Origin of the sequence: Streptomyces coffeae (assembly GCF_016741875.1) — a bacterium.
In the GTDB taxonomy this organism is placed as follows: domain Bacteria; phylum Actinomycetota; class Actinomycetes; order Streptomycetales; family Streptomycetaceae; genus Streptomyces; species Streptomyces coffeae.
Genome location: NZ_JAERRF010000012.1, coordinates 165,862 through 188,609, shown reverse-complemented (window position 1 = coordinate 188,609; position 22,748 = coordinate 165,862). Strand labels below are relative to the sequence as shown.

General features: G+C 70.0%; 23 protein-coding genes and 1 pseudogene. 8 read left to right on the top strand and 16 right to left on the bottom strand.

Annotated elements, in window-relative coordinates:
- Positions 1-78 precede the first annotated feature (78 nt).
- From JK363_RS22100 to JK363_RS22090, 3 genes are all read left to right on the top strand, one after another.
- Positions 79-732: a LysE family transporter gene (locus JK363_RS22100; protein WP_201876720.1), complete on the top strand. Its 654-nt coding sequence runs from the start codon at positions 79-81 to the stop codon at positions 730-732.
- A 252-nt stretch (positions 733-984) separates the two neighbouring features.
- Positions 985-1,521 carry a hypothetical protein gene (locus tag JK363_RS22095; protein WP_201876719.1) on the top strand — a complete coding sequence of 179 codons (537 nt, stop codon included), beginning with the start codon at positions 985-987 and terminating at the stop codon, positions 1,519-1,521.
- Between the two features lie 163 nt (positions 1,522-1,684).
- Entirely contained in the window at positions 1,685-2,125 is a 441-nt protein-coding gene (locus JK363_RS22090) for a DUF3592 domain-containing protein (RefSeq protein WP_201876718.1), read from the top strand.
- Positions 2,126-2,165: 40 nt separating this feature from the next.
- Here JK363_RS22090 and JK363_RS22085 read toward each other — a convergent pair whose 3' ends face one another.
- The gene (locus JK363_RS22085) at positions 2,166-2,585 is read right to left on the bottom strand and encodes a winged helix-turn-helix transcriptional regulator (RefSeq protein WP_201876717.1); all 420 of its coding nucleotides are present in this window, start codon (positions 2,583-2,585) and stop codon (positions 2,166-2,168) included.
- Positions 2,586-2,704: 119 nt separating this feature from the next.
- On the opposite strand from JK363_RS22085, the gene JK363_RS22080 reads away from it, so the two are divergent.
- Complete coding sequence (locus JK363_RS22080) at positions 2,705-3,193, top strand: luciferase domain-containing protein (protein WP_201876716.1); 489 nt, start codon at positions 2,705-2,707, stop codon at positions 3,191-3,193.
- Between the two features lie 94 nt (positions 3,194-3,287).
- Positions 3,288-3,701: a DUF6640 family protein gene (locus tag JK363_RS22075; protein ID WP_201876715.1), complete on the top strand. Its 414-nt coding sequence runs from the start codon at positions 3,288-3,290 to the stop codon at positions 3,699-3,701.
- Between the two features lie 96 nt (positions 3,702-3,797).
- On the opposite strand, the pseudogene JK363_RS44715 reads toward JK363_RS22075, so the two are convergent.
- The 7 genes and pseudogenes from JK363_RS44715 to JK363_RS22040 all read right to left on the bottom strand — a co-directional run.
- Positions 3,798-4,085, bottom strand: a pseudogene (locus JK363_RS44715) (hypothetical protein); the annotation flags it as partial.
- Between the two features lie 219 nt (positions 4,086-4,304).
- Complete coding sequence (locus JK363_RS22065) at positions 4,305-4,562, bottom strand: LysR family transcriptional regulator (RefSeq protein WP_201876714.1); 258 nt, start codon at positions 4,560-4,562, stop codon at positions 4,305-4,307.
- Between the two features lie 228 nt (positions 4,563-4,790).
- Positions 4,791-6,872 (bottom strand): ABC1 kinase family protein, encoded by a 2,082-nt coding sequence (locus JK363_RS22060; RefSeq protein WP_201876713.1) that lies wholly within the window; start codon positions 6,870-6,872, stop codon positions 4,791-4,793.
- A 279-nt stretch (positions 6,873-7,151) separates the two neighbouring features.
- Positions 7,152-8,252, bottom strand: coding sequence for a prephenate dehydrogenase (locus JK363_RS22055; protein WP_201876712.1), 1,101 nt, complete (start codon positions 8,250-8,252; stop codon positions 7,152-7,154).
- Between the two features lie 3 nt (positions 8,253-8,255).
- Positions 8,256-10,727 carry an aminotransferase class I/II-fold pyridoxal phosphate-dependent enzyme gene (locus JK363_RS22050; protein WP_307821822.1) on the bottom strand — a complete coding sequence of 824 codons (2,472 nt, stop codon included), beginning with the start codon at positions 10,725-10,727 and terminating at the stop codon, positions 8,256-8,258.
- Complete coding sequence (gene hppD / locus JK363_RS22045; RefSeq protein ID WP_201876711.1) at positions 10,724-11,767, bottom strand: 4-hydroxyphenylpyruvate dioxygenase; 1,044 nt, start codon at positions 11,765-11,767, stop codon at positions 10,724-10,726. Before hppD ends, JK363_RS22050 begins: the two co-directional genes overlap by 4 nt.
- A 700-nt stretch (positions 11,768-12,467) precedes the next feature.
- Complete coding sequence (locus JK363_RS22040; RefSeq protein WP_201876710.1) at positions 12,468-12,914, bottom strand: cupin domain-containing protein; 447 nt, start codon at positions 12,912-12,914, stop codon at positions 12,468-12,470.
- Between the two features lie 456 nt (positions 12,915-13,370).
- On the opposite strand from JK363_RS22040, the gene JK363_RS22035 reads away from it, so the two are divergent.
- Complete coding sequence (locus JK363_RS22035; protein ID WP_201876709.1) at positions 13,371-14,108, top strand: SDR family oxidoreductase; 738 nt, start codon at positions 13,371-13,373, stop codon at positions 14,106-14,108.
- Between the two features lie 92 nt (positions 14,109-14,200).
- On the opposite strand, the gene JK363_RS22030 is transcribed toward JK363_RS22035, so the two are convergent.
- From JK363_RS22030 to JK363_RS21995, 8 genes are all read right to left on the bottom strand, one after another.
- The gene (locus JK363_RS22030; protein WP_201876708.1) at positions 14,201-14,881 is read right to left on the bottom strand and encodes a UdgX family uracil-DNA binding protein; all 681 of its coding nucleotides are present in this window, start codon (positions 14,879-14,881) and stop codon (positions 14,201-14,203) included.
- A 139-nt stretch (positions 14,882-15,020) separates the two neighbouring features.
- Positions 15,021-16,826: a complex I subunit 5 family protein gene (locus JK363_RS22025; RefSeq protein WP_201876707.1), complete on the bottom strand. Its 1,806-nt coding sequence runs from the start codon at positions 16,824-16,826 to the stop codon at positions 15,021-15,023.
- On the bottom strand, positions 16,823-17,170 hold the full coding sequence (locus JK363_RS22020; RefSeq protein ID WP_201876706.1) for a sodium:proton antiporter: 348 nt from the start codon (positions 17,168-17,170) through the stop codon (positions 16,823-16,825). The genes JK363_RS22025 and JK363_RS22020 overlap by 4 nt, the downstream gene beginning before the upstream one ends.
- On the bottom strand, positions 17,167-17,925 hold the full coding sequence (locus JK363_RS22015; protein WP_201876705.1) for an MnhB domain-containing protein: 759 nt from the start codon (positions 17,923-17,925) through the stop codon (positions 17,167-17,169). The genes JK363_RS22020 and JK363_RS22015 overlap by 4 nt, the downstream gene beginning before the upstream one ends.
- Positions 17,922-18,191, bottom strand: coding sequence for a hydrogenase subunit MbhD domain-containing protein (locus tag JK363_RS22010; RefSeq protein WP_201876704.1), 270 nt, complete (start codon positions 18,189-18,191; stop codon positions 17,922-17,924). Before JK363_RS22010 ends, JK363_RS22015 begins: the two co-directional genes overlap by 4 nt.
- The gene (locus JK363_RS22005; RefSeq protein WP_201876703.1) at positions 18,184-18,675 is read right to left on the bottom strand and encodes a monovalent cation/H+ antiporter complex subunit F; all 492 of its coding nucleotides are present in this window, start codon (positions 18,673-18,675) and stop codon (positions 18,184-18,186) included. Before JK363_RS22005 ends, JK363_RS22010 begins: the two co-directional genes overlap by 8 nt.
- Complete coding sequence (locus JK363_RS22000; RefSeq protein ID WP_201876752.1) at positions 18,672-18,848, bottom strand: hypothetical protein; 177 nt, start codon at positions 18,846-18,848, stop codon at positions 18,672-18,674. The genes JK363_RS22005 and JK363_RS22000 overlap by 4 nt, the downstream gene beginning before the upstream one ends.
- 327 nt (positions 18,849-19,175) lie before the next feature.
- Positions 19,176-19,877, bottom strand: coding sequence for a FadR/GntR family transcriptional regulator (locus JK363_RS21995; protein WP_201876702.1), 702 nt, complete (start codon positions 19,875-19,877; stop codon positions 19,176-19,178).
- 250 nt (positions 19,878-20,127) lie between these two features.
- Between JK363_RS21995 and JK363_RS21990 the strand changes: the two genes are divergently transcribed.
- A complete protein-coding gene (locus JK363_RS21990; protein ID WP_201876701.1) occupies positions 20,128-21,369 on the top strand; it encodes an aminotransferase class V-fold PLP-dependent enzyme in 1,242 nt (413 codons plus the stop codon).
- Positions 21,370-21,445: 76 nt separating this feature from the next.
- Positions 21,446-22,747, top strand: coding sequence for an ABC transporter substrate-binding protein (locus JK363_RS21985; RefSeq protein WP_201876700.1), 1,302 nt, complete (start codon positions 21,446-21,448; stop codon positions 22,745-22,747).
- The last annotated feature ends 1 nt before the right edge of the window (position 22,748 follow it).

Here is a 22,748-nt window from a genome sequence, read left to right as displayed (position 1 = left end):
ATCGTACGGCGGTGCCGCACGGTTCCGTACAAAAACATTCGATGGACCCGAACAATGGCGGCCTCCGATGCTGAGGGCATGTCCCAGACGCTGACCGAGCTGCTGACCGAGTCGTTTCTGCCAGGGCTGTGGGCGGGCTATGCGCTGGCCATGCCGGTCGGTGCGCTGGCCGTGCTCCTGGTGAGCGTGACCGCCCGGACGTCGTTCCGGGTCGGCGCCGCGGCCGCCCTCGGGGTGGGCACCGCCGACGGCTGCTACGCCCTGGTCGCGGTGGTCGGCGGCGCCGCGGTCGCACGGACCGTCGCCCCCGTGGCGGGGCTGTTGCGCGCACTCGCCGCGGTCATTCTGCTCGGCATGGCCTCACGGACCGCCGTACGGGCATGGCGCCACCGGCACCGGGACGCCCCGCCCGGCCCGGAGCGGAACGTCCTGGGCCGCCCCGTCCGGGCCTATCTCGCCTTCCTCGGCCTGACGTTGGTGAACCCCTGGGCGGTCATCTACTTCTCCGCGCTGGTGCTCGCCGGAGGCACGGGCACCGGAACCGGCCCCTCCGGCCAAGCGGCCTTCGTGGCCGCCGTGATCACCGCCTCCGTGAGCTGGCAGCTGTTCCTGGCCGCGGGTGGAGCCACACTGGGCAGAACGCTGACCGGCCCACGGGGGCGGGCCGTTACCGCCCTGGCCTCCGCGGTGGTGGTCGCGGCGCTGGCGGTCGGTCTGCTGCTGCCCGGCTGAGCCACCGCCGTGCCATGCGGCTCCCTGCCCTCGACCGGTCGCGCGAGCGGAAGTCACCCCACGGGCTCCCCGGCAAGACCCCGGACTCGGCCAGAACCACTGAGCCCGGGTGAGCCCTCCAGCACCCGCCGGGGCGACCACCGCCCCACCGGCAGCACCGCCCTCAGCGCCCAAGGCCAACAAGCCGCCGACGCGCTGCCCACCCTCGAGGGGCAAGTTAGGCGACCCTAACCTTGCTGTACCCTCCGACCCATGAGTGTTTGGGAGTTACTGGGAATCAGCCTGGGTTGCGCCACGGTTCTTGTGACACTGTTCAGCGGAAGCGTCATCGGCTCACTGCTGGTGGCCCCCGACGCTCTGGTCGCGGACTATCCACAGGCGATACAGGAGCGGTACGGCACGCAGAGCGCGCGGGGCAAGCGAGCGGCGGCCGCAGCAGGCACGGTGAACCTGCTGGCGTTCATCGCCGTGCCGGTGGCCGGCGTCTGGGCGCTGCACCGGCGTTCGGACGGTGCGCTCGGTTTCTGGCCGCCGTTTGCGCTGGGCACGATCTGCTTCCTGGCCCTCATCCTCTTCGACCTGCTGGTGCTGGACTGGTGGCTGTTCTGCACGATCCAGCCTCGCTTCATGGTGCTGCCCGGCACGGAAGGCATGCCAGAGTACCGGGACTTCGGCTTCCATGTGCGGGTGCTCGTGCCGCGCCCCGTGCCCTGGCCGCTGCTTGCCGTCCCCGGGTATGGGACGGCTGTCGGGAGCATCGCGTACCTTGCGGAGACCGTGGCCGGATGAAAGCGGCTTGCGCCACGTGGATGGACAACTCCCGTGCCGGGCCGGCCGATGACGCGTGCCCACCGCGAACAAGCGGTGCGTTTCCGTGGAGCCGGAGCCGGGGCCGCCCGGCGATAGGCTCCGGGCCATGTCCCCTTCTGTTGTCCCTTGGATCCTGTCAGCGGTGTTCATACTGGTCGGCGGCGTCTTCTGCCTGCTGATGTTCCTCGCCCTCCGGCAGGTTCGGAGTCTGCTCCAGCGGGGCGTGAGGACGGAGGGTGTGGTGAGCCGCTTGGAATCCCGGCAGCTGAGCGGCCACGGCTCGGAGTCGACGACCACGCTGCGAAGCCGGGGAACCACCGTGTACGCCCCGGTCGTCGCCTGGACCACAGCCGACAACCAACCCAGGGAAACCAAGGGCAACATGGCCCGCCCCCTCGACAAGACCGTTCGCCCCGGTACCCGGGTCGCGGTGGTCTACGACCCGGCGGACCCCTCCCACTCGACGCTTCCGTCCGAGGGCATGAGCCTCGGCCACTACTGGTCCGCGATCGGGTTCGGGGCGCTCTTCGTGGTGGTGGGGGTGGCGATCCTGTCGGTGAAGCTGTTCATGATGGCCTTCTGAGCTTGGCCCAGAGCATGCCGAGCGGCAACGGATGTCCTCCTCAGCCCTCCGCCCAGGCCGCTTCCTCCGCGCGGGCCGTGTCATAGGCCTGACGGGCGGTGGCCACCTGCGGCAGGTGGGCGTCGGACCAGTCGGCGATGACATCGAAGACGGGGACGAGGGTGCGGCCCAGGTCGCTGATGGTGTACTCGACCCTCGGCGGGATCTCGGCGTGGTACGTGCGGATGATCAGGCCGTCGCGTTCCAGCTGGCGCAGGCGCTGGGTGAGCACCTTCGGGGTGATCGTCGGCAGGAGCCGCTGGAGTTCGTTGAAGCGCGAGCGCCCGTGGTGTTCGAGGGCCCACAGGATCGGGGTGGTCCAGCGGCTGAAGATCAGCTCCACCACCGGATTGATCGGGCACGCCTCCCGCGCCGGGTCGGTCACGGCATCTTTCCCTTCGCTCTCGTCCGCCCTCTCCATACTCAGCGGGCAGGGGGGCACTTTCCTGAAGGAAACCACTATACGAAGGATACTAGCGTGGTGGTGTCAGCAAGCGGCCCGGCAGAGAGCCGGACCGCTCCACCGAAGGAGGCACCACGATGATGTTCCCGGCGCTGCCCGTACGTGCGGGTGACCGGCCCGAGACCGGGCCCGAGGTCCCGCATCTCCAGCTCACCCAGACCAGCCCGGCGCAGATCAAGGAAGCGCTGCGGCAGTGGATGTCCACCGCGCTCCCCGGTACCGCCCCGGGCCGCAGCGAGATCTCCGTCCCCAGCACCTGGGCGGTGTTCCTCAGCGATGTCGCCCCGGCCGGCGGCGCCCGGCTGTTCCTGCCACGCGGGGACGCGGAGTTCGTGCATCTGCACGCCGATGGCAGTCTGCACCTGGCCCTGGATCCGGCCGACCACGCGGCATTCCTGGCCTCCGGGTGGGGCGAGAAGCACCCGCTCTACGACCGTGGCGCCAATGTCGTGATGTTCTACGCGCCGCGCGACGAAGCCGAACTGGAAGTGGCCAAGAAGGTCATCGCCGCTTCCTACCGGTACGCCACGGGTCATGCACCGACCGCCGGGTCCGCCGCGGTCTGACCGCTCTCCCCACCCGCGCCGAAAACACCGGCGCGTGCCGCGGAGAACCGCCCCGCGTTCCCTTCACACCACTCACACCTCGCGGAGAAACCCCATGCCCAGGATCACCACTGGAAAAGTTCTGCTGACCCTCACCTCACTGGTCACCCTGACCGGTGCCTACCTCGCGGACTGGAACGATACCCACATCTACAACCCCAACTGGCCTCCGCACGCGAAGTTCCACAACGCCCAGACCATGAGCATGGGCGCCGCGCTCGGCCTGCTGGGCCTGTATCTGCTGTGGGTGCACCGAGGCGTCTGGACGCGCTCCCTGGTCCAGGTGATCGTGGTGACCGAGTCGCTGTACTGGATCACCCAGCTGTCGGCGATCCTCTACCCCGGCACCGCCCTCGTCGACGGCGACTGGGTGCCACCCATTCAGCCGGTCCTCGCCGGGACCATGCTGGTCCTCAACACACTGGCGTACGTCCTTGAATCCCGGCGGCTGGAGCACCGGATCGCCTAGGCACCCGCGCCCGGTGCCCCGGACCGTACGTGCGCACCGCGGGACGGGTCCCGGACCCGTCGCGAACAATGCCACCGGTCCCCGGCACTCCTGACGGGCGGCCGCGCCCTGCACCGCTTCCCAGTCGTCCGGAATCTCGGCGAAAACGGGCCAGATGGAATGCTGGCCCTCAGCGGATTGACCATCGAATTCTCCCCTTCCTGGCACTGTCACCGAATTCAACTCGGCCCTAAACACCGGGGAATCACCACAGACAAGGTCTGAGGGCAGCCACTTGGGCTCCGCGTTCGAGAGATTGCAATGAGAAGAACTGAATGCTGCGTTGCGCGGATGTAAGCCGCTCTGTTCGCAGTCGGTGTGGGGACTCGGCCGCGCATCGCGCATCACAGCTGGTGGGCTCCGCTCGAACCCTTGCCACCGCTCCGGCCGGAGCGGTGGCCGCCGCCATCACTCGCCCCGCGCCCGTGGTCGCCGAGGGTCACGTAGGGGCATCGAAGATTTCACGGAAACGTACCGGGCCGGGCACCGCTCACCGCAAGGAATATGGCAGGAAGCTGCCGATTCGAAATGCCACGCACCGGGAACGGCCCCGAAGCCGGTCCGTCACGTCGGCGCGCAGACAACCTTCATGCTCTCGATCAGGGCGAGTACGGCCCGGGCGGACGGAAGGATCATGCGGCCTTCCCTGGTGAGTCTCACCCCGGTGGAATCACGAGTGAAGAGTTTCGTTCCCAGTATCTGCTCCAGGCACTTGATCTGGTAGCTGATGGCAGGTTGCGAATACCCCAGCACTCTCGCCGCCTGGTCCATGCGCCCGATCTCGGCCACGGAAACAAACGCCCGAAACTCACGTTCGTGCATCACTCCCCCTGTCTCTCTGTGAAACACAAGCGAGTTCAAGCGATTCCAGCTCTGTAGAGCTGGAATCGCTTGAATTCCACTCCATATCAGCTCACTTGGAGTACGAGGGCAATGGGCGGTGCAGGAAGCTGCACCTTCGCGTTCCCGATCGCCGCGCGGGCGGCCGAAAGATGGTGCCTTCGGCCGCCCGCGCGGCGAAGCTCGGTGAGGAGCCGCATGGGGCGCCGGTCACAGGGGCCGGCGCATCGCGGTGTAGAGGGCCCTGAGCATGAGGATCGCGCTCACCGCGAGCACGTGGTAGCCGAGCAGCGGGTACAGCTCCAGCTGCTGCGACACCCTGGGACCCTTGCCGGTACCGAACACCACCAGCATCACGCCCATCAGGCCGGTGCAGGTGGCCAGCAGGGTGACCGTCACCTGGTGGATCAGACCGGAGACGAACCGCCGCTCCCGTGCGTCCGAGAGCAGCCTGACCCGTACGCCCAGCCTGCCCTCCTCCAGTGAGGCGCTGATGCGCTCGGCCCGCCGCGGCAGTCGGCGCAGCATCGGCAGCACCGACATCACTTCCTGGGCGGCGATGTGCAGCACGGACGACATGGATGACGGAGCGAAGCCGCCGGTAGCAGCGCCACCGTGCCCCGGCGAGGGTCCGTACGTCAGCCGGTCCGCCCGCAGCCCGAGGGCGAACCCCCGTGCCTCCTCGAGGAGGTTGAAGCCCGGAGCGACCTGGGTGAGGGTGCCCTCGATGGTGGCCAGGGCCCGGAACACCGCGGCGACCTCGGGCGGCACCGCGAGTCGGAACCGGGCGAACATACGGAACAGCACGGTGAACATCTCCGTGTCGGGCTGGGCGGTCACGCCCAGATGCCGGGCCATGAAACGACCCAACTCCCGCTCCAGCAGCAGCGGATCCGGGTTCAGCTCCTCGTGCGTGGTGGCCCGGGTGCCGAGGAGGCTGAGCAGCGTGTCGTGCAGTCCGGCCGGGTCACCGCGATCCACCGCCACCAGCAGCTCCTGGATGGCGATCTGCACCGAGGGGTCGATGCGGCCGACCGAACCGAAGTCGATCAGTCCGATCCTCCCGTCCGCCAGCAGCAGCATGTTGCCCGGGTGGGGATCGGCGTGGAAGACCCCCACTTGCAGGATCTGGTGGAGCATGGAACCGAAGGCGGTGCGGGCCAGCTTCTCACGGTCGAGGCCGGCCCGGTCGGCGGCCGGTCCGGCCCGGTCGAAGGTGACTCCGTCAAGCCACTCCTGCACCAGGACCCTTGCCGAGGTGAATGCGTAGTACACCTGCGGAATACGGACCGGCGCGTCGAGTTCGAGCCCGCCGGTCGCCTTCGCCACCGCGGCCGAATTGCGCGCCTCGATACGGAAATCGAGTTCCTCGCGCACGGACTCGGCGAAAGCGTCCCCCAGTTCGCGCAGGCCGAGAGCGTGGGCGGAGCGGGCCCGGCTCTCCAGACTGCGGCTGACGGTGAGCACGATATCCAGGTCCCGCTCGACGACCTCGCGGATGCCGGGGCGCTGTACTTTCACCACGACCGTGGGGCCGCCGTGCAGCCGGGCGCGGTGCACCTGGGCGATGGAGGCGGCGGCCAGCGGCTTGTGCTCGATCCACTCGAAGACCTCCGAGACCGGCTTGCCCAGCTCCTCGCGGAGCACCACCTCCACCTCCGGCCAGGGCGCCGGTGGTACGTCGCTCTGGAGTCGGCGCAGTTCGTCGGTGAAGTGTGTGGGCAGCAGATCGCGCCGGGTGGAGAGCACCTGGCCGAGCTTGATGAGCGCGCCCCCGCACTCCTCCAGCGTCAGCCGCGCCGACCGGGCGCACTTCTCGCCGTACGGGCCGGGCTGCATCGCCCGGTCCCAGCCGGCCCGTCCGCGCAGCAGCCGGCCCAGGCCATGCCGTACGAAGATCCGGCTGATCCGGGAGTAGCGGCGGGCCCGGCGCATCCGGTCGCCGAAACCGCGCACCGCATGCAGCGGTCTGGCCCAACTGCCGTAAGGGAGAAAGACCTCCAGGATCACCAGCGTGGCCATCGCGGCGAACAGCGCGAGAGGGATCTGCATGGTGGAGAGCGCGTCCAGGTCCTTGCCACTGTGTTCCATCGCCTGTCCGCAGGCGCTCATGGCGGCCACCCCCGCCAGGCCCGCGCCGAGAGCACGCAGCGGACCGACCCTGATGCCCAGGAGGCGACGAGAGGCTGCCGAGAGGCCGAAGGCGACCGGGCCGAGCAGGATCGCGGCTGTCAGGACGATGAGGAGAGCGAGGGGTATGTCATCGTTGCCGCCGGTGGCCACTAATCCCATGAAACCGCTCCCTCGGTAGGTCGCGGGACACACTAGGCGCAATTCGACGGAATCGAGCGGAGCGTGTCAGCTTCATGCAACCGCACGGTGATGCCGTCGGCGCAGGTGGGCGTGTGCACGGAGCATCACCGACGAAGGGGACACCTCGCTGCCATCGCGGCGGGCTCCATGCCCATGCGCCGGGCGGCCACCCGGGCCGCCCGCTCCGCGTCCTTGACCACGCCCGGATCGGGCCGTGCCAGGCGTCGGGAGCAGGGCGGACCCTGTGAAGACGGGGCCCTAGACCAGCGGGACCTCCTCCTGCCAGGCCCAGCCGTTCTCGTCGAGCAGTCGCCGTACGATCGTCACCGACGCCACGTCCACGAGCAGTTCGACCAGGCCGCGGGGCTTGTCGAGGGAGTGCTCGATGTGGACGTCCTCGATGTTGACCCCCGCGGCACTCACCGCGGAGAACAACCGGGCGAGCGCGCCGGGCTGGTCGGGGACGGCCACCGGGACGGCGATGAACTCGATGGGCAGGGAGGTGCGTTTGTCCGGAACCCTGGCGTGGCCGCGGTTGCCCCGGCGCAGCATCTCCTCCAGTTCCGCGGACGCCTTCTCGCGTGCGGGCTCGTCGTCGCCGCGCTGGGCGCGAAGCACCGAGATCATCTGCTCCAGGTCGGCCGCGTACGCCTCCAGGACGTCGGCGACCGCGTCGGCGTTGGCCGTCAGGATGTCGCTCCACAGCGCGGGGTCGCCCCCGGCGATGCGGGTGACGTCTCGCAGCCCCTGGCCCGACACCCGGATGTACTCGCTGTTCGCCTCCTCCAGCCTGGCGGCCATCATCGACGCGACCAGATGTGGGGCGTGCGAGGTCAGGGCCACGGCCCGGTCGTGGGCATCGGTGTCCATGAGGATGGGCACACCGCCGCAGAGCGAGATCAGTTCCAGGCCCTGGTTGAGGGTCGCGCGGTCGGTTTGCGGGGAGGGCGTCAGAACCCAGGGCCTGCCCTCGAAGAGGTCCGCCCGGGCGGCGAGCGGCCCGGAGCGCTCGGCGCCCGCCAGCGGGTGGCCGCCGACGTAGCTGCCCGGGTCACCGCCGGCGGCGCGGATCTCGTCGTGCGGCCGGGCCTTGACGCTCGCCGCGTCCGTGTAGGCGCGGGCCAGGCCCTTGCGCTGGCAGTCGGCGAGCACGGCGCCGACGTGCGCCGGCGGCACGGCGAGCACGGCGAGGTCGACCCGGGCGGGCGGCGGCTCCAGGTAGCCGGCACCGAGGGCCTCCGCGGTTCTGACCGCCGTGGTGTCTCGGTCGTCCAGGTAGACGGTGACCCCGCTCCTGCTGAGCGCCAGGGCGATCGAGGTACCGATCAGCCCCGTCCCCACGATCAGCGCGCTCCTCATGTGTCACGTCCCGCCGTGTTCCCGATCGCCCGCGGAGCGCTCGATTTCCGCGCGGAGGAAGGCGGCCAGCCGCCCGACGCCCTCCTCGATCTCCGTGTGGCTCAGATAGCTGAAGGAGAGCCGGATCGTGCGCTCGCCGCCCGACTCCGGGTAGAAGTACGACATGGGTGTCCAGATGACGCCGAACTCCTGGGCCGAGCGCAGCAGTACGGTGTTGTCCACCTCGAACGGGACGCGCACCGCGAGGAAGAAACCGCCGCTGGGCCGGTTCCAGCTGACGCCGCGCGCTTCGAGACCCATGGCGGTGAACTGCCGGTCGAGCTGCTCGAGCATGACATGCAGGGCATCGCCGTAGTGCTTGGCGGGTAGCTCGTTGTGCGCGGTGAGGCTGCCGCCGGAGGCCAGCAGCGCCCCGGCGACCACCGCCTGGCTGATCGCTGGGGTGTTCACCGTGACCATGCTCTTGATCTTGGCGAGTTCGTCGGCGAGGAGGCTGCTGCCCCGGTCGTCCACCACGGGCTGGTCGGCGACGACAAATCCGATGCGGGCACCGGGGAAGACCGTCTTGGAGTACGAGCCCAGGTGCACCACCCGGCGTTCGCGGTCGAGCGACTTCAGGGTGGGTTGCTGACGGCCGGGGCTGACGAGCCGGTAGGGGCTGTCCTCCACGATGAGCAGATCGTGCCGCGTGGCGAGGGCGAGGAGTTCTTCGCGGGCCTCACGGGGCATGGTGCTGCCGGAGGGGTTGGAGTGGTCGGGTACCACGTAGAAGGCCCGGGGGCGCCGTCCCGCCGCCTTCTCGGCGACCACGACGGCTTCGAGTGCCGCGCAGTCGATGCCGTTCTCGCCCTCCTCGACCGGCCGGAGCGGGATGTCGAGCAGCCGGGCGGCGCCGGTGATGCCGACGTAGCAGGGGCTCGCGACGAGCAGGATGTCCCGCGGGTCGCGGAAGAGCGCCCTGAGGATCAGCAGCATGCCCTCCTGCGCGCCCACGGTGACGACGATGGACTCCGGCGCGGCGTCGATGTCCTCGTCGGTGCGGAGCGAGTCGGCGATGAGGTCTCGGATGATCCCGGCAGTCGGACCGTACTGGTAGACGGCGGTTCTGATGTCGTCGGGCGTCGAGCCGCCCGCCGTCAGATGGTCGACGTAGCGGCGGATGAACCCGAAGATCTCCTCCGTGTCGAAAAACCCCTCGTACGGCCTGCCGGGGGCGAAGGAGACGGCGTCGGGGAAACGGCCCGTGATCTCGTTCAGGAAGTTCATGGTGTCGAGAACCGGGTCGGACACACTGTCGTGCAGCTGCTCCCTGCGCAGCGTCGCGGCCCCGGAGCTGCGGGCGGACGCGGGCACGGAAGCGGAGCCGGGCACGGACAGGCGCGCCGCGGTGGCGGGGGCGGCGAGCAGCGAGGCGTCCGCGTCGGCCACCGTGGCGGTCCCGGTCAGCGTCATGGCCTCCGTCAGTTCGTCGACGACCAGGTCCAGTACCTGGGCCACGCCCTCCTGGCCCGCCACGGCGAGCCCGTGCAGGATCGGCCGTCCCAGGAGCACGGCATCGGCGCCGAGCGCGAGGGCCGCCAGAACATCGGCGCCGCGGCGGATCCCGCCGTCCAGGAGGAGTGCGCGGCGGCCGTCGACCACGGCGGCGACGTCGGCGAGTACATCCAACGTTGCCTGTGCGGCGTCCAGTTGGCGTCCGCCGTGGTTGGAGACGATGATGCCGTCGACACCCGCGGCGACCGCGAGCGCGGCGTCCTCCGGCGTCATGACACCCTTGACGAGCACCGGCAGACCGCTCACCGAGCGCAGCCAGTCGACGACCGACCAGTCGAGCGAGGGGTCCATACCCGTGCGGCTGTGCTCCCAGGGGGAGGAGTAGTCCGCGCCCTCCACCGGGAGGTTGGCGGGGGTGATGTGCGGCGGCAGCCGGAAGCCGTTGCGCAGATCGCGCAGTCTGCGGCCCAGGCGCGGGGTGTCGACGGTGAGGACCAGGGCCTCGAAGCCCGCGCGCTCCGCGCGTTCGATGAGACGGCGGGTGGTCTCGCGGTCCCGGAAGCAGTAGACCTGCAACCACAGCGGGGAGTCGGCGGCGCGGGCGATGTCCTCGAAGGGCTGCCCGGCGAAGGTGGACACGACCAGGGGGATGCCCGCGGCGCCCGCGGCACCGGCGGTGGCCATCTCTCCCCCGCGGTGCACCAGCGTGTGGTATGCCATCGGAGCCACCGCCAGCGGTGCGGCCCACCGCCGCCCGAGGACGGTGGTGGCCGGATCGCCCTCCCCGGCTCCGGTCAGCACGCGGGTGCGCAGCCGGGTGCGGGTGAACGCCTGCCGGTTGGCGGCGAGCGAGCGCTCCTCGCCCGCCCCGCCCTCGATGAAGTCCCAGACCTCGGGCCGCATGCGAGCGCGGGCGCGGGCCTCGAATTCATCGAGGGACAGCGGCGGTGGTGCGTGGTCGTTGGCGGGGTGAACGGTCACGAGCTGATCTCCCGGGCACGCTCCACGGCCTCGTACAGCGCCCGGATGTTGGCGCTGCCGAAGCCCTGGGCTCCATGCCGCTGGATCAGCTCGAAGAAGAGGGTGCGCCGCTCGAACGGGGAGCGGGTGAAGAGCTGGAGGAGGTAGCCCCATTCGTCGCGGTCCGCGAGCACGTTCGTCTTGCGGAGGTCGGCGATCCCCTCGTCGAGGTCGCTGATCCGCTCCGCGAGGGCGTCGTAGTAAGTGCCCGGCGTCTGAAGGAACTCGACGCCGCGGGCCTCGAACTCCAGGACGGCCGGGATGATCTCGTCGACGAGGAACGCCAGGTGCTGGACGCCTCCGCCGCCGTTCCGCTTCAGGAACGCGTCGATCTGGCCCGGCTTCTTCGCGGGGTCGGGCTCGATGAGGGTGAAGGTGATTCCGCCGGAGGGGCTGCGGACCACGATGGAGTCCATGGCCTGCTCACCGACGGCGACGTACTCGCTGTAGTACTGCTCGAAGCCGAAGCCGTCGATGTAGAAGCGGACCACGTCGTGCAGTTGACCCGCCTCCAGGCAGACGGCGATGTGGTCGAGGAGGCGCAGCTCGGGGGCGTCGTCGGAGTGGGCGGCCGGGGCCGCCACCGGGGTCCAGGACCGGCCGACGGGCAGTCCGCGCTCCTCGCCGGCGGCGCGCTGGACGAGGGTGTGGCGCACATTCCCGAAGCCGGACACGACGGGCACCGGGGCGTCGGCGGGGGCGAGGGAGATGGCTCCGGTCGCGATCGCGCCGTCCCGGGCCGCGGCGGCGTCCGCACAGGAGAAGGCGATGTCGCAAATGCCGTCACCGTGCGCGGCGAGGAATTCCGCCGCGCCCGGGCCCGCGGAGACGACAAGATGGAGCTGGTTCTGGACGAGAAGTACCGAATCCAGTCCTTCCGCGACACCTTTCGCCTTTTCACGGAATCCAAACAGCGACACGAAATAGTCCGTGGTCTTCTGCTGGTCGCTGGTGTAAATCTCTATGTACTCGACATCGTGCGCGGTCACGATATCCCCCATCCGACAATTAGACTCGCATGTTCACATCGATGAGACGCACTCTAATTCAGTCGACTTCAGTGCGGGAAGACCACATTAAATAATTGCATACAGGCCTTCGCGCCGGTCCCGCCCGCGGCGGTTCCAGGGCTTTTCCGGCGCAGCCAGGCCCCCTTCGGGCTGAGCGGCCGTCACCGCTCGGCGCCCTCCGCGGTTCCGTCCTCCTCGTCATACAGCACCTGGACCGGGACACCCGCGCCCGCTCACCCGCGTCGTAGCGGTAGCCGTCCATGACGCGCATGTCGGCACGGAGGATGTCGACGGCGATCAGCGCCTCGGGCGGGGCGACGGCCGCGCGCGGGGCACGGTGTGCCAGGTCGCAGGCGACCCAGGCGCCGGAAGGGTGCCGTACCGCCGCCGCAGAAGCACCGGGACACCTGAACTCTCCCTGGACATTGCGCTGACGCAGGAGACCGTACCCGGCGGTGCCGGGCGGCCGAGCGGGTCACCATGAATTCTTCGATGCCCTTTCGACGTGCTGCGGCGGACCCGGCGGGATATGCGCGCGAGCACCTATGGCACGGCTCCCGGAAATGCGGACACGAACGAAGAGGACCTGGCTTTTTCGGGCGCGCCGACGCGCCACGGAAACAGCCGGGGGCGGAACCGGCAACGACCTATAGAATTCCTCTTCTTCACACGTGTTTGTGCTGGAGGGCCGTCAGGACGGCCGGGGCGCACGCCTGTTCTTGCGCTGCTCCAGCTCCTTCTCGTCGACGAGGACAAGCATGGGCTTGTCGGGCAGACACATCATGGTCACGAGGAACCGGACCGGTACGTCCGTACGATGGTTGCCGTCCTGGTAGTGGATCACATCGCCTCCCGGCTCCCAGAACGCCTCCCCCGCCCGGATCACCCGCTCCGGCTCTCCCTCCAGCTCGAACAGCATCTCCCCCTCCAGCACATAGCCGAAGGCCGGTCCGAAGTGCCGGTGGGGCGGTGTGCCAGGGTCTCCGGGAGGGAACTCGACCACCACCGTCATGGCGTGCGCACCCTCCGGAACGACAAGTGTTTTCGCCTCCTGTATCACCGTGAGAGCGGTCCTCCATGCCTCCGATCGATGCCCTTGGTTCGCTGAAGGGTGGGCCGTCGGCTCGTCGTTCGCCATCACGCCACCTCCGTCCGGGCGCCGACATGGAGGGCCGAACGGTGTGGTCACAGGTGGCCGCGTCACATCACAACGCCTCGGCCGATACGGCCCGCATGTCGCCTCGTCGCGTGGATCAAGCAACCGCCGCCCGCCGTCCGGCGCCGAGCGCCGGAGCGGACCGGCTTCGTACGCAACACTACTGCGCATCGGTACAGGCCACCCCTTGTGGCCGCCTCCGATCGGCCACGCTGCGGCCGTCGCACGGTCGGGCGTACCGTGGTGTCAGGCGACGGATTCCCCTCCGGAGCCGCCGGGAAGCCGGGCGTGCGCGGTACGGCGCGGTGTGACGACGGCCCCGCTCGTCGTGGTCATTGCCTTGACGCCATCCGCCGCACACAACGGCATGGCAGGCTTCCCCGGACACCTCGGGAACCGGACGCCTCAGGAATCCGAACACTCGACGAAGGGTGCGTCATGAAGTTCACAGTCCTGGGGGCAAGCGGCCGGATCGGCGCCCAGGTGGTCGAGCTCCTGACAGCGGCCGGACACGAGGTGGTACCGGCTTCGCTGTCGACGGGGGTCGACGTGCTCAGCGGCAAGGGCCTGAAGGAGGTCCTCTCGGGCACCGATGTGCTGATCAACCTGACGAACTCCCCCGCGTTCGACGCCTCCTCCATCGAATTCTTCGAAACATCGATGAACACCATCGGAACCGCGGCGGAGGAGGCCGGAGTACACCACGTGGTGATTCTCTCGATCGTCGGCGTGGACCAGGTGCCCCAGCTCGACTACTACCGGGCCAAGACGATCCAGGAGAACGCTCTCGCGAACGGGCCGACGCCGTACTCGATCGTGCGGGCCACGCAGTTCTTCGAGTTCATCGAACCGATCATGTCCTGGACGACCGACGGCGACATCGTCCGGCTGCCGTCCACCCCCGTGCAGCCGATGGCGGCCGCCGACATCGCCGCCGCGGTCGCGGATACCGCCTCCGGCCCCCCGTTGCGGGGCATCCGCAACATCGGCGGCCCCGAGGTGTTCCCGCTCGACGAGCTGGGCCGGATCACACTGGACGCCCGACCCGACGGTCGCCGTGTGGTCACCGATGACAAGGCGGGCATGTTCGGTGTGATCACGGGAGAGGTGCTCACCGCGCCGGAAGGCGCCGACCTGGCCCCCACCCACTACCGGGACTGGCTCAAGCGCCCATAGGCGCTCCAGGCGCCCGAGGGCGCTGGTCGCGGCGCGGGCGGTGCGGGCATCGTGGCGTGCCGCGTCCACCCCGACCTGACGTCCACACCGGCCTACGACCCGTCAGCCAGTGCCCGGGCCGCCAGCCGGAGATCCGATACGAGGCCCGCGTACCGTGCCTCACGATCCTCGGCACGCAGAACCGCCGCGGGGTGGAGTGTCGGGACAACAAAGCCCTCTGCCCCGGCGGTCGGAGCCGGAGCACCGTCTCTCCCGGATACCCTTTCCCCGGGCAGGCGAATGAGGGTGCCCCGGTCCTTCGTCACCCGGAAGGACGGCCCCAGCAGCGCCTTGCCCGCGGTGGCGCCGAGCGCCACCACCACCTCCGGGCCGATCAGGCGCAACTCGGCGTTCAGCCAGGGTCGGCAGGCCGAAACCTCCCGCAGACTGGGTGGTTTGTGGATCCGGCGCTTGCCCCGTGGCGCGATGGTGAACTTGAAGTGCTTGACCGCGTTGGTGAAATACGCCTGCGCCTCGTCGAGACCGGCCTCCCGCAGTGCCCTCCTCAGCAGACCGCCGGCCGGCCCGACGAACGGCTCCCCTTGGCGGTCCTCCTGGTCGCCCGGCTGCTCGCCGACGAGCATGAGCCGAGCCGAGGGGCTGCCCGCTCCGAACACGGTCTGTGACGCGTTTTCGAACAGCGGGCAGCCCCGACAACCCGCCGCGGCTCGCCGATGCGCCGCGAGTCCTCCGCGCGGGGGCAGATACGGGGTGGCGTCGTACGGCTGCCCCATACCGGGCCACCTCCTCGTGGTGCCGGGCGACCGGCCTGCCCGGCACCCGCCCCATCCGGTTCCCGAAGGCGGGGAGCTCCTAACGCGACGACCGGCAGACGGCCACGACCGGAGGAACGGCACCAGGGCGGCCAGGGGCTCAGGCGAGCAGGGCTCCCAGGAGGGTGATGCCCGCCAGGAACCAGGCGACGTAGTCGCCCACATGGCCGGAGTGCATCCGCCTGAGCGGGGTGAACCAGCGGGCCGGTTCCGCCGCGGCGCGCCGTACGGCCAGCAGTGCGAGCGCCACGGCCAGGGCGGTGACCAGCAGACCCACCAGCACACCGGCCGCCGTCCAGTGCGGTGCGGGTGTGGCCGCGGGCGGTGCCGCACGGCCGTACAGCACGGAGGTGAGATAGCCGTGGTGATCGGTGAAGGTGTCCGCGGCGTGGCCGACAGCGGTGCGCAGAGCGGGGACCAGTCCCACCGCCAGCGCCCCGGCGAGCAGTACGGCCGGTACCGCGAGCATCGAGCCCGGGATCCGGGACAGCGGCCCGCCACGGGTCTCCGGCTCTTCCGCTTCGCCGGTCGTCTCTTCCGGGGCGTCCGGAGGGCGGGTGCCGAGCCCGAGGAACACCCGGCCGCCCGCTCGTAGCACCGCGCCGCCGGTGATCGCCGAGGCCGACACGAACAGCGCGGTCGCCCCGCCTCCAGCGGCCTCCTCGGTGACCGCTTTGCCCAGCGCGGTGCCGAACGGGGGCAGCCCGGCGAGGGCGAGCCCCCCGAGCCCGAACATCGCCCCCACCCAGGGCAGTTCCCGCCCCCTGCCGTGCAGTTGGTGCTCGTCGACACTGCCGTAACGGTCGAGCAGGATCCCCACGCACGCGAACAGCGCCGCCTTGACCCCGGCGTGTGCCAGGACATACAGCGTGACTCCGCCGGTCCCCTCCGGAGTGAGCTGCGCCAGGCCGATGAGGAACAGCCCGGTGTGCGCCACCGTGGAGTAGGCGAGCAACCGCTTGAGGTGGCGCTGCTGCCAGCACATCACCGAGCCCAGGACGGCCGTCAGCACCCCCAGGGCCAGCAGAGCCCGGTGTGCGTCGGGCGCGGGGATGCCGCCAGGCCCGGCGAAGACGGTCCAGTAGACCCGGGCCGTCCCGTACACGCCCAGCTCCACCATCACCCCCGAGAGCAGCATGCACACGGGAGTCGGCGCCACCGCGTGCGCGTCGGCGAGCCAGAAGTGGAACGGCACCGCGGCGGCCTTGACGAGCAGTCCGGTGGCGACGAGGACAAAGGCGGTGATCACCAGCGCGTCCGGGCCGCCGTCGGCGTGTGTGTCCAGTGCCCGCCCGATCTGCGCGAAGCCCAGTTCGCCGGTGCGGGCGTACAGCAGGCCGATGCCTGACAACGTGGCATAGCCGCCGAGGGAGTTGATGATCCCGAACACCAGACCGCCCTGAACGGCGCGTGCCTCCTCGACGCGGTAGCCGGTCAGCGCGTACGCGACCACGCTCATCAACTCGAAGAAGACGAAGGCGTTGAAGAGGTCGCCGGTCAGGGCGAAGCCGCACATGCCCGCCTGGAAGAGCAGCACCAGCCCGGGGTAGGAACCGGCATGGCGGCGCGGGGGTTCGTCGAAGTACCGCCAGGCGTAGCAGAGCGAGGCCAGCACCAGCAGCGACACCAGTGTGGCGAGCCCGAGGCCGATGCGGTCGCCGACCAGGACGATGCCGACGCTCGCCCCGTTGTGCGGCCGCCAGCCCCCCACCCACTCGACGGGCCGCGCGACGGCCGAGGGGGTGGCCGCCGCGGCCCACAGGGCGAGCGCGGCGGCGCCCGCAGCGAACAGGCAGGCCAGCAGCTCGGCGGCGGGCCGCGGCAGCCGCCGTCCCGCTCCGACCAGCACCGCGGCCCCGAACAGCGGGACGGCCACGATCAGTGGCAGGAGCCGCGCGGCGGTCATCCCCTCAGCTCCGAGAGCTGGTCGGGATCCACCGTTCCGTGCCGCTTGGCGATCTGGACGACCAGGGAGAGCAGCAGTGCGGTGACGGTCGCCCCGATGACGATGTCGGTGAGGGTGAGGGCCTGGACAACAGGGTCGACGACCGGGCGGGAGCCGGGGGTGAGGTCGGAGAAGACCGGGGCGGTGCCGCCCTTGCGGTACCCGACGGCAAGCAGCAGCACATAGGTGGAGGACTGACAGACCGAGAGACAGCCCACCGCGTGGATGAGGTTGCGACTGGTGGCCAGCCCGTAACAGCCGATCAGGAACAGCCACCCCGCGGTCACATACGGCAGCACGCTCATCGCTCGCCCTCCGCTCCGGTGTCCTGTTGTTCGCTTTCGATCTCCACGGCCTGGTCCAGGAAACCGGCCAGCAGGACGACAACACCGGCCGCGACCTCCACGCCGATGGCGGCGTTGAGCAGTGGGACGGTGCCGCCGGAGGCGAGGGTGTTGAGGGTGCCATAGGGCAGGAAGTTGGTCAGAAAGGCCGCACCGGTCAGCAGCGCGGCCGCGCCCAGCAGGAGATACCCGGCCTCGCCCGCGGCGTCCGCCACCTCGTAGAAGCCGACGGGACGGATCCGCTCCAGCGCCCGGTAGTCCACGGCGATGTAGAGCAGGTGCAGCGCGGTCGCCACCACTACGCCGCCCTGGAACCCGCCGCCGGGGCTGAGCTGGCCGTGGGCGACGACATACAGCCCGATCAGCAGGGTGACCGGCAGTGCGAGCAGGGCGTAACGGCGCACCGGCGGGGCCACCCGGACCGGCCGCGGGGGCAGCCGGTCCTCGTCGCGGGTCTGCCGCAGCAGCACGACGGTGCCCAGGACGGAGCCGAAGAGGATGGATTCCTCGCCGAGGGTGTCCAGGGACCGCTGGTCGAAGTTGACCGAGGAGACGGTGTTGGCGGTGTGCCGGGTGAGGGCGGCGTGCACCGCCCGGTCACCGTAGGGGTGCCACAGTCCGCCGAACGCGGGCAGATCGCGGCAGGCCAGCAGGTACAGCACCGCCGTGCCCAGGCTCCCGACGGCCAGGACCCACAGCCGCGTCCGCATGCTCACTCGCGCTCCTCCCGTCGCTCGCCGCGGGCCCTGCGACGCACCTTGCGTACGGACAGCAGCACCATCAGCGGTGTCAGCGCGGAACCGACCGCCAGCTGGGAGAGCGCGACATCTGGCGCCTGGAGCAGCAGGAACAGGGTGGCGAGGGCCAGGCCGAACAGTGACATCACAAAGGACTGCCGCACGGGGTCGCGTACCAGGACGGTGCCGGTCCCGGCCGCTGCCACCAGCAGCAGACCGAGCAGCAGCGGCAGGTCGTCAGCCATCGTCCGTTCCTTCCACGGGTGCACCGATCGTGTGTCCGGCAGTGGCGGCGGCGGTCACCGCACGGGCCGCGCTCCAGCTGCCGCATACCAACAAGGCGCCGATGACCAGGAGTTTCCCCATGGCACGGCCGGGTCCGGTGATGAAGCACAGAGGCAGCAGCACCGCCGGGACCGCCAGGTAACTCAGCGTGGTCACCGTACGCAGCACGCGCGGCCGGGGCGGACGGTCCGCCAACTCATCGGCGAGCAGACGCACATAGAGCAGGGTGCCGGCCGGACCGAGCACCGAGAGCACCAGCGCCGTATCGGTGTAGGCCGTGCGGTGAAAGCCCTGGGCCAGCAGGAGGAAGACCAGGCTCAGAAAGGTGCTGGTCAGATTCTGTGCGGGCACCCGGCGACGGACCGGTCCGGTGGCCGCGCACCCCGCGGCCGGTGCCACTCCGCAGGCCAGCAGTGCGGCGCCCGCGGCGATCCAGCCGTTCACCGGTCACCGGCCGCGCGCCGCGCGCCGCGGGCGGCAGCGGCCGACACCAGTCCGGCCCCGGCGCCGACCAGCCACTCCAGGGGGTCCACGGGGCCGATCAACACGATCCACAGGAGGGTCAACGCCCCCCACCAGCCGACCAGTTCGGCGCCCGCCATCAGCCGTCGCGCCACCGTCCACACACCTCCCGCCGCCCGGGTACCCGGCCCTCAGGCTCACATGCACGGCGCCGCGGCCCCCGTCACCGCGCCGCGCATTACCCCCGTCGGAGGTGCGTCCGACGTGCCGCGCGTCCTTCCGGTCGGGAAGTGCAGGCAACCCCCGGTGGTCATGGGGACGTCTCGCCGGCACCCGCTCCCGATCGTGGCTCTCGCCAACGAACTCCTCGCGCTCCGGGACCGCCCCCCGATCCCCCACACCATCGTCGAAGGCCGTCTCCGCCCCCATTGACCCGGCCGCGAGCCGCGGAGAACGGTCGACCCGACCGGCCCGGACGTGGCTCAGTCGGGGATGTTGTTCTCCTCGATGGGCGGCATGTAGGCGCGCAGCCACCGTTCGGTCTGGGCGACGTGGGCCTCGGCCGCGCCCGCCGCGGCGCCGGGGTCCCGGTCGGCGATGGCCTGGGCCAGCACACGGTGGTCCTCGTCGCTCTTGCGCCGCAGGTCAGGGCCATCGGGGAGGTTGAAGACCTGGTATTTGCGGGATCGGGCGCGGAAGACGGCGAGCAGGGAGACAAGAGTCGGGTTGCCGCCGGTCCGGGCGATCTCGGCGTGGAAGCGGTGGTCGAGCTCGGAAGCCTCGGTGGCGTCCTCGGTCGCCTCCATGGCCTCGATGAGGGAGAAGAGTGTGTCCACCGTGTCCGGGGTGGCACGGGCGGCTGCCTTCGCCGCGACATGGGCCTCGAGCACCCGCCGGATCTCGTAGACCTCCAACAGGCCGGTCAGCGGCAGCAGTTCGAGAGTCAGCGAGAGGCTGCCGATGATGTCCTCCGGCCTGAGCGGGGAGACATAGGTGCCGGAGCCATGGCGCGGTTCGACCACTCCCAGGGCGGCGAGCATCCGCACGGCCTCGCGCAACGGCCCCCGCGAGACGCCCAGTTCCTCGCAGAGGTCCGCCTCGGGCGGGATGCGCTCGCCCGCGCCGAGGCGCCCCGACGCGATCATGTGCCGTAGGCCGTGGAACGCCTTGTCGACTGCTGACATCCGATTCCTCCCTGCCACGGCCGATGGCCTCGCCGACCGGCCTCGGTGCACTGTAGCGATTCAGCGGACGTCGTCAGTCATCGAAAGTCATCAGATGACCTACAGGCATCGACCGAAATTCATCTGATGACTAGCCGTGCATGCCCCTTGTTTGAGCTGCACCCCTGTGCCAACATGCCGGAGTCATCATACATGTCCTGGTCGCGATCTGGTGTCTCGCGAGACACGGGTCCCGTGGATGGGGAGTCATGTGAGCGAGACCGAGGTCACCACCGCACCGCGCCCCCTGCTGCTTGCCGACGGCCGGCCCGCCGCCCGGGCCTGGTCACTGGACCCCGCCCTGCGGCATCTCAACCACGGTTCGTTCGGGGCGGTTCCCCTCGTGGCGCAGGAGCGGCAGAACCAGCTGCGCGAAGAGATGGACCGCTCTCCGGTGGTGTGGTTCCCGGCGCTGCCGCAACGTGTCGCCGACACCCGGGTCGAACTCGCGGCCTTCCTGCGGGTCAGCCCCGGCGACCTGGCCCTGGTGCCGAACGCGAGCGCGGGCGTCAGCACCGTCTACGGCGCGCTCGCCCCGCGCCCCGGCGGGGAGATCGTCGTCACCGACCACGGCTACGGAGCCGTCACCATGGGGGCCGAGCGGCTGGCACGCCGCTGGGGCGGCCGGGTGCGCACCGCCAGGGTGCCGCTGGAGGCGGACGAGGAGCAGGCGTACGAGGCGGTGGTGGCGGAGTTGAGCGATGCCACCGGCCTCATCGTGCTCGATCACATCACCTCCGTGACCGCACGCCGGATGCCGGTGGACCGGGTGGGCGCCGAGGCCCGGCGGCGCGGCATCCCGCTGCTGGTGGACGGTGCGCACGCCCCTGGGCTGATCGCCGCCCCGCTCTCCGGTGTGACCTGCGACTTCTGGGTCGGCAATCTGCACAAGTGGGGCTGTGCGCCGCGCGGCACCGCGGCGCTGGTCGCCCGTGGCCCGCTGCGCGAGGAGCTCCATCCGCTGATCGACTCCTGGAGCGCCGCCGATCCGTACCCCGACCGCTTCGACCAGCAGGGCACGCTGGACGCCACCGGCTATCTCGCGGCACCGACGGCGCTCGACTTCATCGAGCACACCTGGGGCTGGGAGACCGCCCGCCGGTACATGGACGACCTGGCCGGCTATGCCGAGCGGGTCGTCGGCGCCACGTTCGCCGAGCTGACCGGTGTCAGCAGCACGGTGGACGTCGGTATGCCGGTCCCCGGTATGCGGCTGGTGCGGCTGCCCGCGGGCCTGGCGGCCACGCGCGTCGAGGCCGACGCCCTGCGCGACCGGGTCGCCGGGGAGCTGGGCGTGGAGTCGGCCTTCACCAGTTTCGGCGGTGTGGGGTATCTGCGGCTGTCCGCACATGTCTACAACACGGCCGCCGACTACGAGTACTTCGCCGAGTCCTGCGTCCCCGTCCTCGGCGAGTGGGCCGCTTCGACCCGCGGGCACCACAGCGGGCGCTAGCGGAGCGCAGCATGCCCACACCCCTGTCCCCGAAGCCGCTGCCAGCGCGGCCGTCATCCACGGAAAGGTCGGCACGATGAAGAGAAGGACGGCAGCCCTCGCCCTCGGCTCAGCCGCCATGATGGTCCTGACGGGCTGTTCCACCATGAGTCCCGGTAAGGACGGAACGGTCACCCTCAATATGGTCGAGAGCCTGACGAATCCGGCCCGCAGCGACTTGATCAAGAACCTCATAGCCGACTTCGAGCAGCAGAACCCCAAGATCAAGGTCAATCTGATCTCGCCGCCCACCGAGCAGGCCGACCAGAAGATCCAGCAGATGCTCCAGTCCGGCAGCGGCGTCGATGTGCTCGAAGTGCGGGACATCACCGTCGGCCCGTGGTCGAACAACGGCTGGCTCTATGACATGAAGAAGGACCTGGGGGGCTGGAAGGGCTGGAAGGCCATGACGGAGAACGCCGTCAAGGCCGCCGAGGACACCAAGGGCAGGACCTACTTCGTTCCGTACGGCTTCTACGGGCTGAGCCTCTTCTACCGCACCGACCTGATCAAGGAGGCCGGTTTCAGCAAGCCGCCTGCCACCTGGGATGAGCTGCTGGAGCAGGCCTCCGCCATCCACGACCCGGCGAAGCGGCGGTTCGGCTACGCCTTCCGCGGCGGCGCCAACGCCAACAGCAATGCCACCGCCGTGATCGAGGCGTATGTCGCCGACAAGGTCGACACCGCCAACGGCTACAAGCTCACCAACGGAAAACCCATCTTCTCCGCGCCCGAGGCGCAGGACGCCCTCAAGACCTATCTGAAGCTCTTCAAGGAGGCGTCCCCCAAGTCGTCCGTCTCCTGGGGCTATCCGGAGATGGTCGAGGGCTTCTCCAACGGCTCCACCGGCTTTCTGCTCCAGGACCCCGAAGTGATCGCCACTGTCTCGGAGTCCAAGTCGATCAAGAAGGACCAGTGGGACACCGCCCCGCTGGTGGCCGGGCCCAGCGGCAAGACCGTCCAGCCGCTGGCCACCGCCGGGTGGGGGATCGCCGACGGCAGCAAGCACAAGGCCGAAGCCGTCAAGCTGGTGCAGTTCCTCTCCCAGGGCAAGGCGTCGACGTCCTTCACCAAGAAGAACAGCCTGGTCCCGATCCTCAAGTCGGCGATCGCCGACCCGTTCTACAAGACCGGCCCCTGGTCCAGCTACGTCACCATGACCGAACACCCGGAGAAGTACCTCAATGTGAGCCAGCCGCGCGGCGTGGCCTGGTGGACCGAGTGGGAGCAGAAGGCCGACGCCGATGTGCAGAAGATGGTGCTCGGCAAGATGACGCCCAAGGAACTGCTGGCCGGCTGGGACGCGTACTGGACCAAGAAGTGGCAGCGGGAGAAGTAGA

Bases quoted from the DNA above. Each gene is read 5' to 3' on its own strand.
- hppD (WP_201876711.1), bottom strand. From the start codon at position 11,767: ATGGGGGATATCGTGACCGCGCACGATGTCGAGTACATAGAGATTTAC.
- JK363_RS21995 (WP_201876702.1), bottom strand. From the start codon at position 19,877: ATGTCAGCAGTCGACAAGGCGTTCCACGGCCTACGGCACATGATCGCG.
- JK363_RS22035 (WP_201876709.1), top strand. From the start codon at position 13,371: ATGAAGTTCACAGTCCTGGGGGCAAGCGGCCGGATCGGCGCCCAGGTG.
- JK363_RS22010 (WP_201876704.1), bottom strand. From the start codon at position 18,191: ATGGCTGACGACCTGCCGCTGCTGCTCGGTCTGCTGCTGGTGGCAGCG.
- JK363_RS22055 (WP_201876712.1), bottom strand. From the start codon at position 8,252: ATGAGGAGCGCGCTGATCGTGGGGACGGGGCTGATCGGTACCTCGATC.
- JK363_RS22075 (WP_201876715.1), top strand. From the start codon at position 3,288: ATGCCCAGGATCACCACTGGAAAAGTTCTGCTGACCCTCACCTCACTG.
- JK363_RS22025 (WP_201876707.1), bottom strand. From the start codon at position 16,826: ATGACCGCCGCGCGGCTCCTGCCACTGATCGTGGCCGTCCCGCTGTTC.
- JK363_RS21985 (WP_201876700.1), top strand. From the start codon at position 21,446: ATGAAGAGAAGGACGGCAGCCCTCGCCCTCGGCTCAGCCGCCATGATG.
- JK363_RS22095 (WP_201876719.1), top strand. From the start codon at position 985: ATGAGTGTTTGGGAGTTACTGGGAATCAGCCTGGGTTGCGCCACGGTT.
- JK363_RS22060 (WP_201876713.1), bottom strand. From the start codon at position 6,872: ATGGGATTAGTGGCCACCGGCGGCAACGATGACATACCCCTCGCTCTC.
- JK363_RS22080 (WP_201876716.1), top strand. From the start codon at position 2,705: ATGATGTTCCCGGCGCTGCCCGTACGTGCGGGTGACCGGCCCGAGACC.
- JK363_RS22065 (WP_201876714.1), bottom strand. From the start codon at position 4,562: ATGCACGAACGTGAGTTTCGGGCGTTTGTTTCCGTGGCCGAGATCGGG.
- JK363_RS22100 (WP_201876720.1), top strand. From the start codon at position 79: ATGTCCCAGACGCTGACCGAGCTGCTGACCGAGTCGTTTCTGCCAGGG.
- JK363_RS22030 (WP_201876708.1), bottom strand. From the start codon at position 14,881: ATGGGGCAGCCGTACGACGCCACCCCGTATCTGCCCCCGCGCGGAGGA.
- JK363_RS22085 (WP_201876717.1), bottom strand. From the start codon at position 2,585: ATGGAGAGGGCGGACGAGAGCGAAGGGAAAGATGCCGTGACCGACCCG.
- JK363_RS22020 (WP_201876706.1), bottom strand. From the start codon at position 17,170: ATGAGCGTGCTGCCGTATGTGACCGCGGGGTGGCTGTTCCTGATCGGC.
- JK363_RS22040 (WP_201876710.1), bottom strand. From the start codon at position 12,914: ATGGCGAACGACGAGCCGACGGCCCACCCTTCAGCGAACCAAGGGCAT.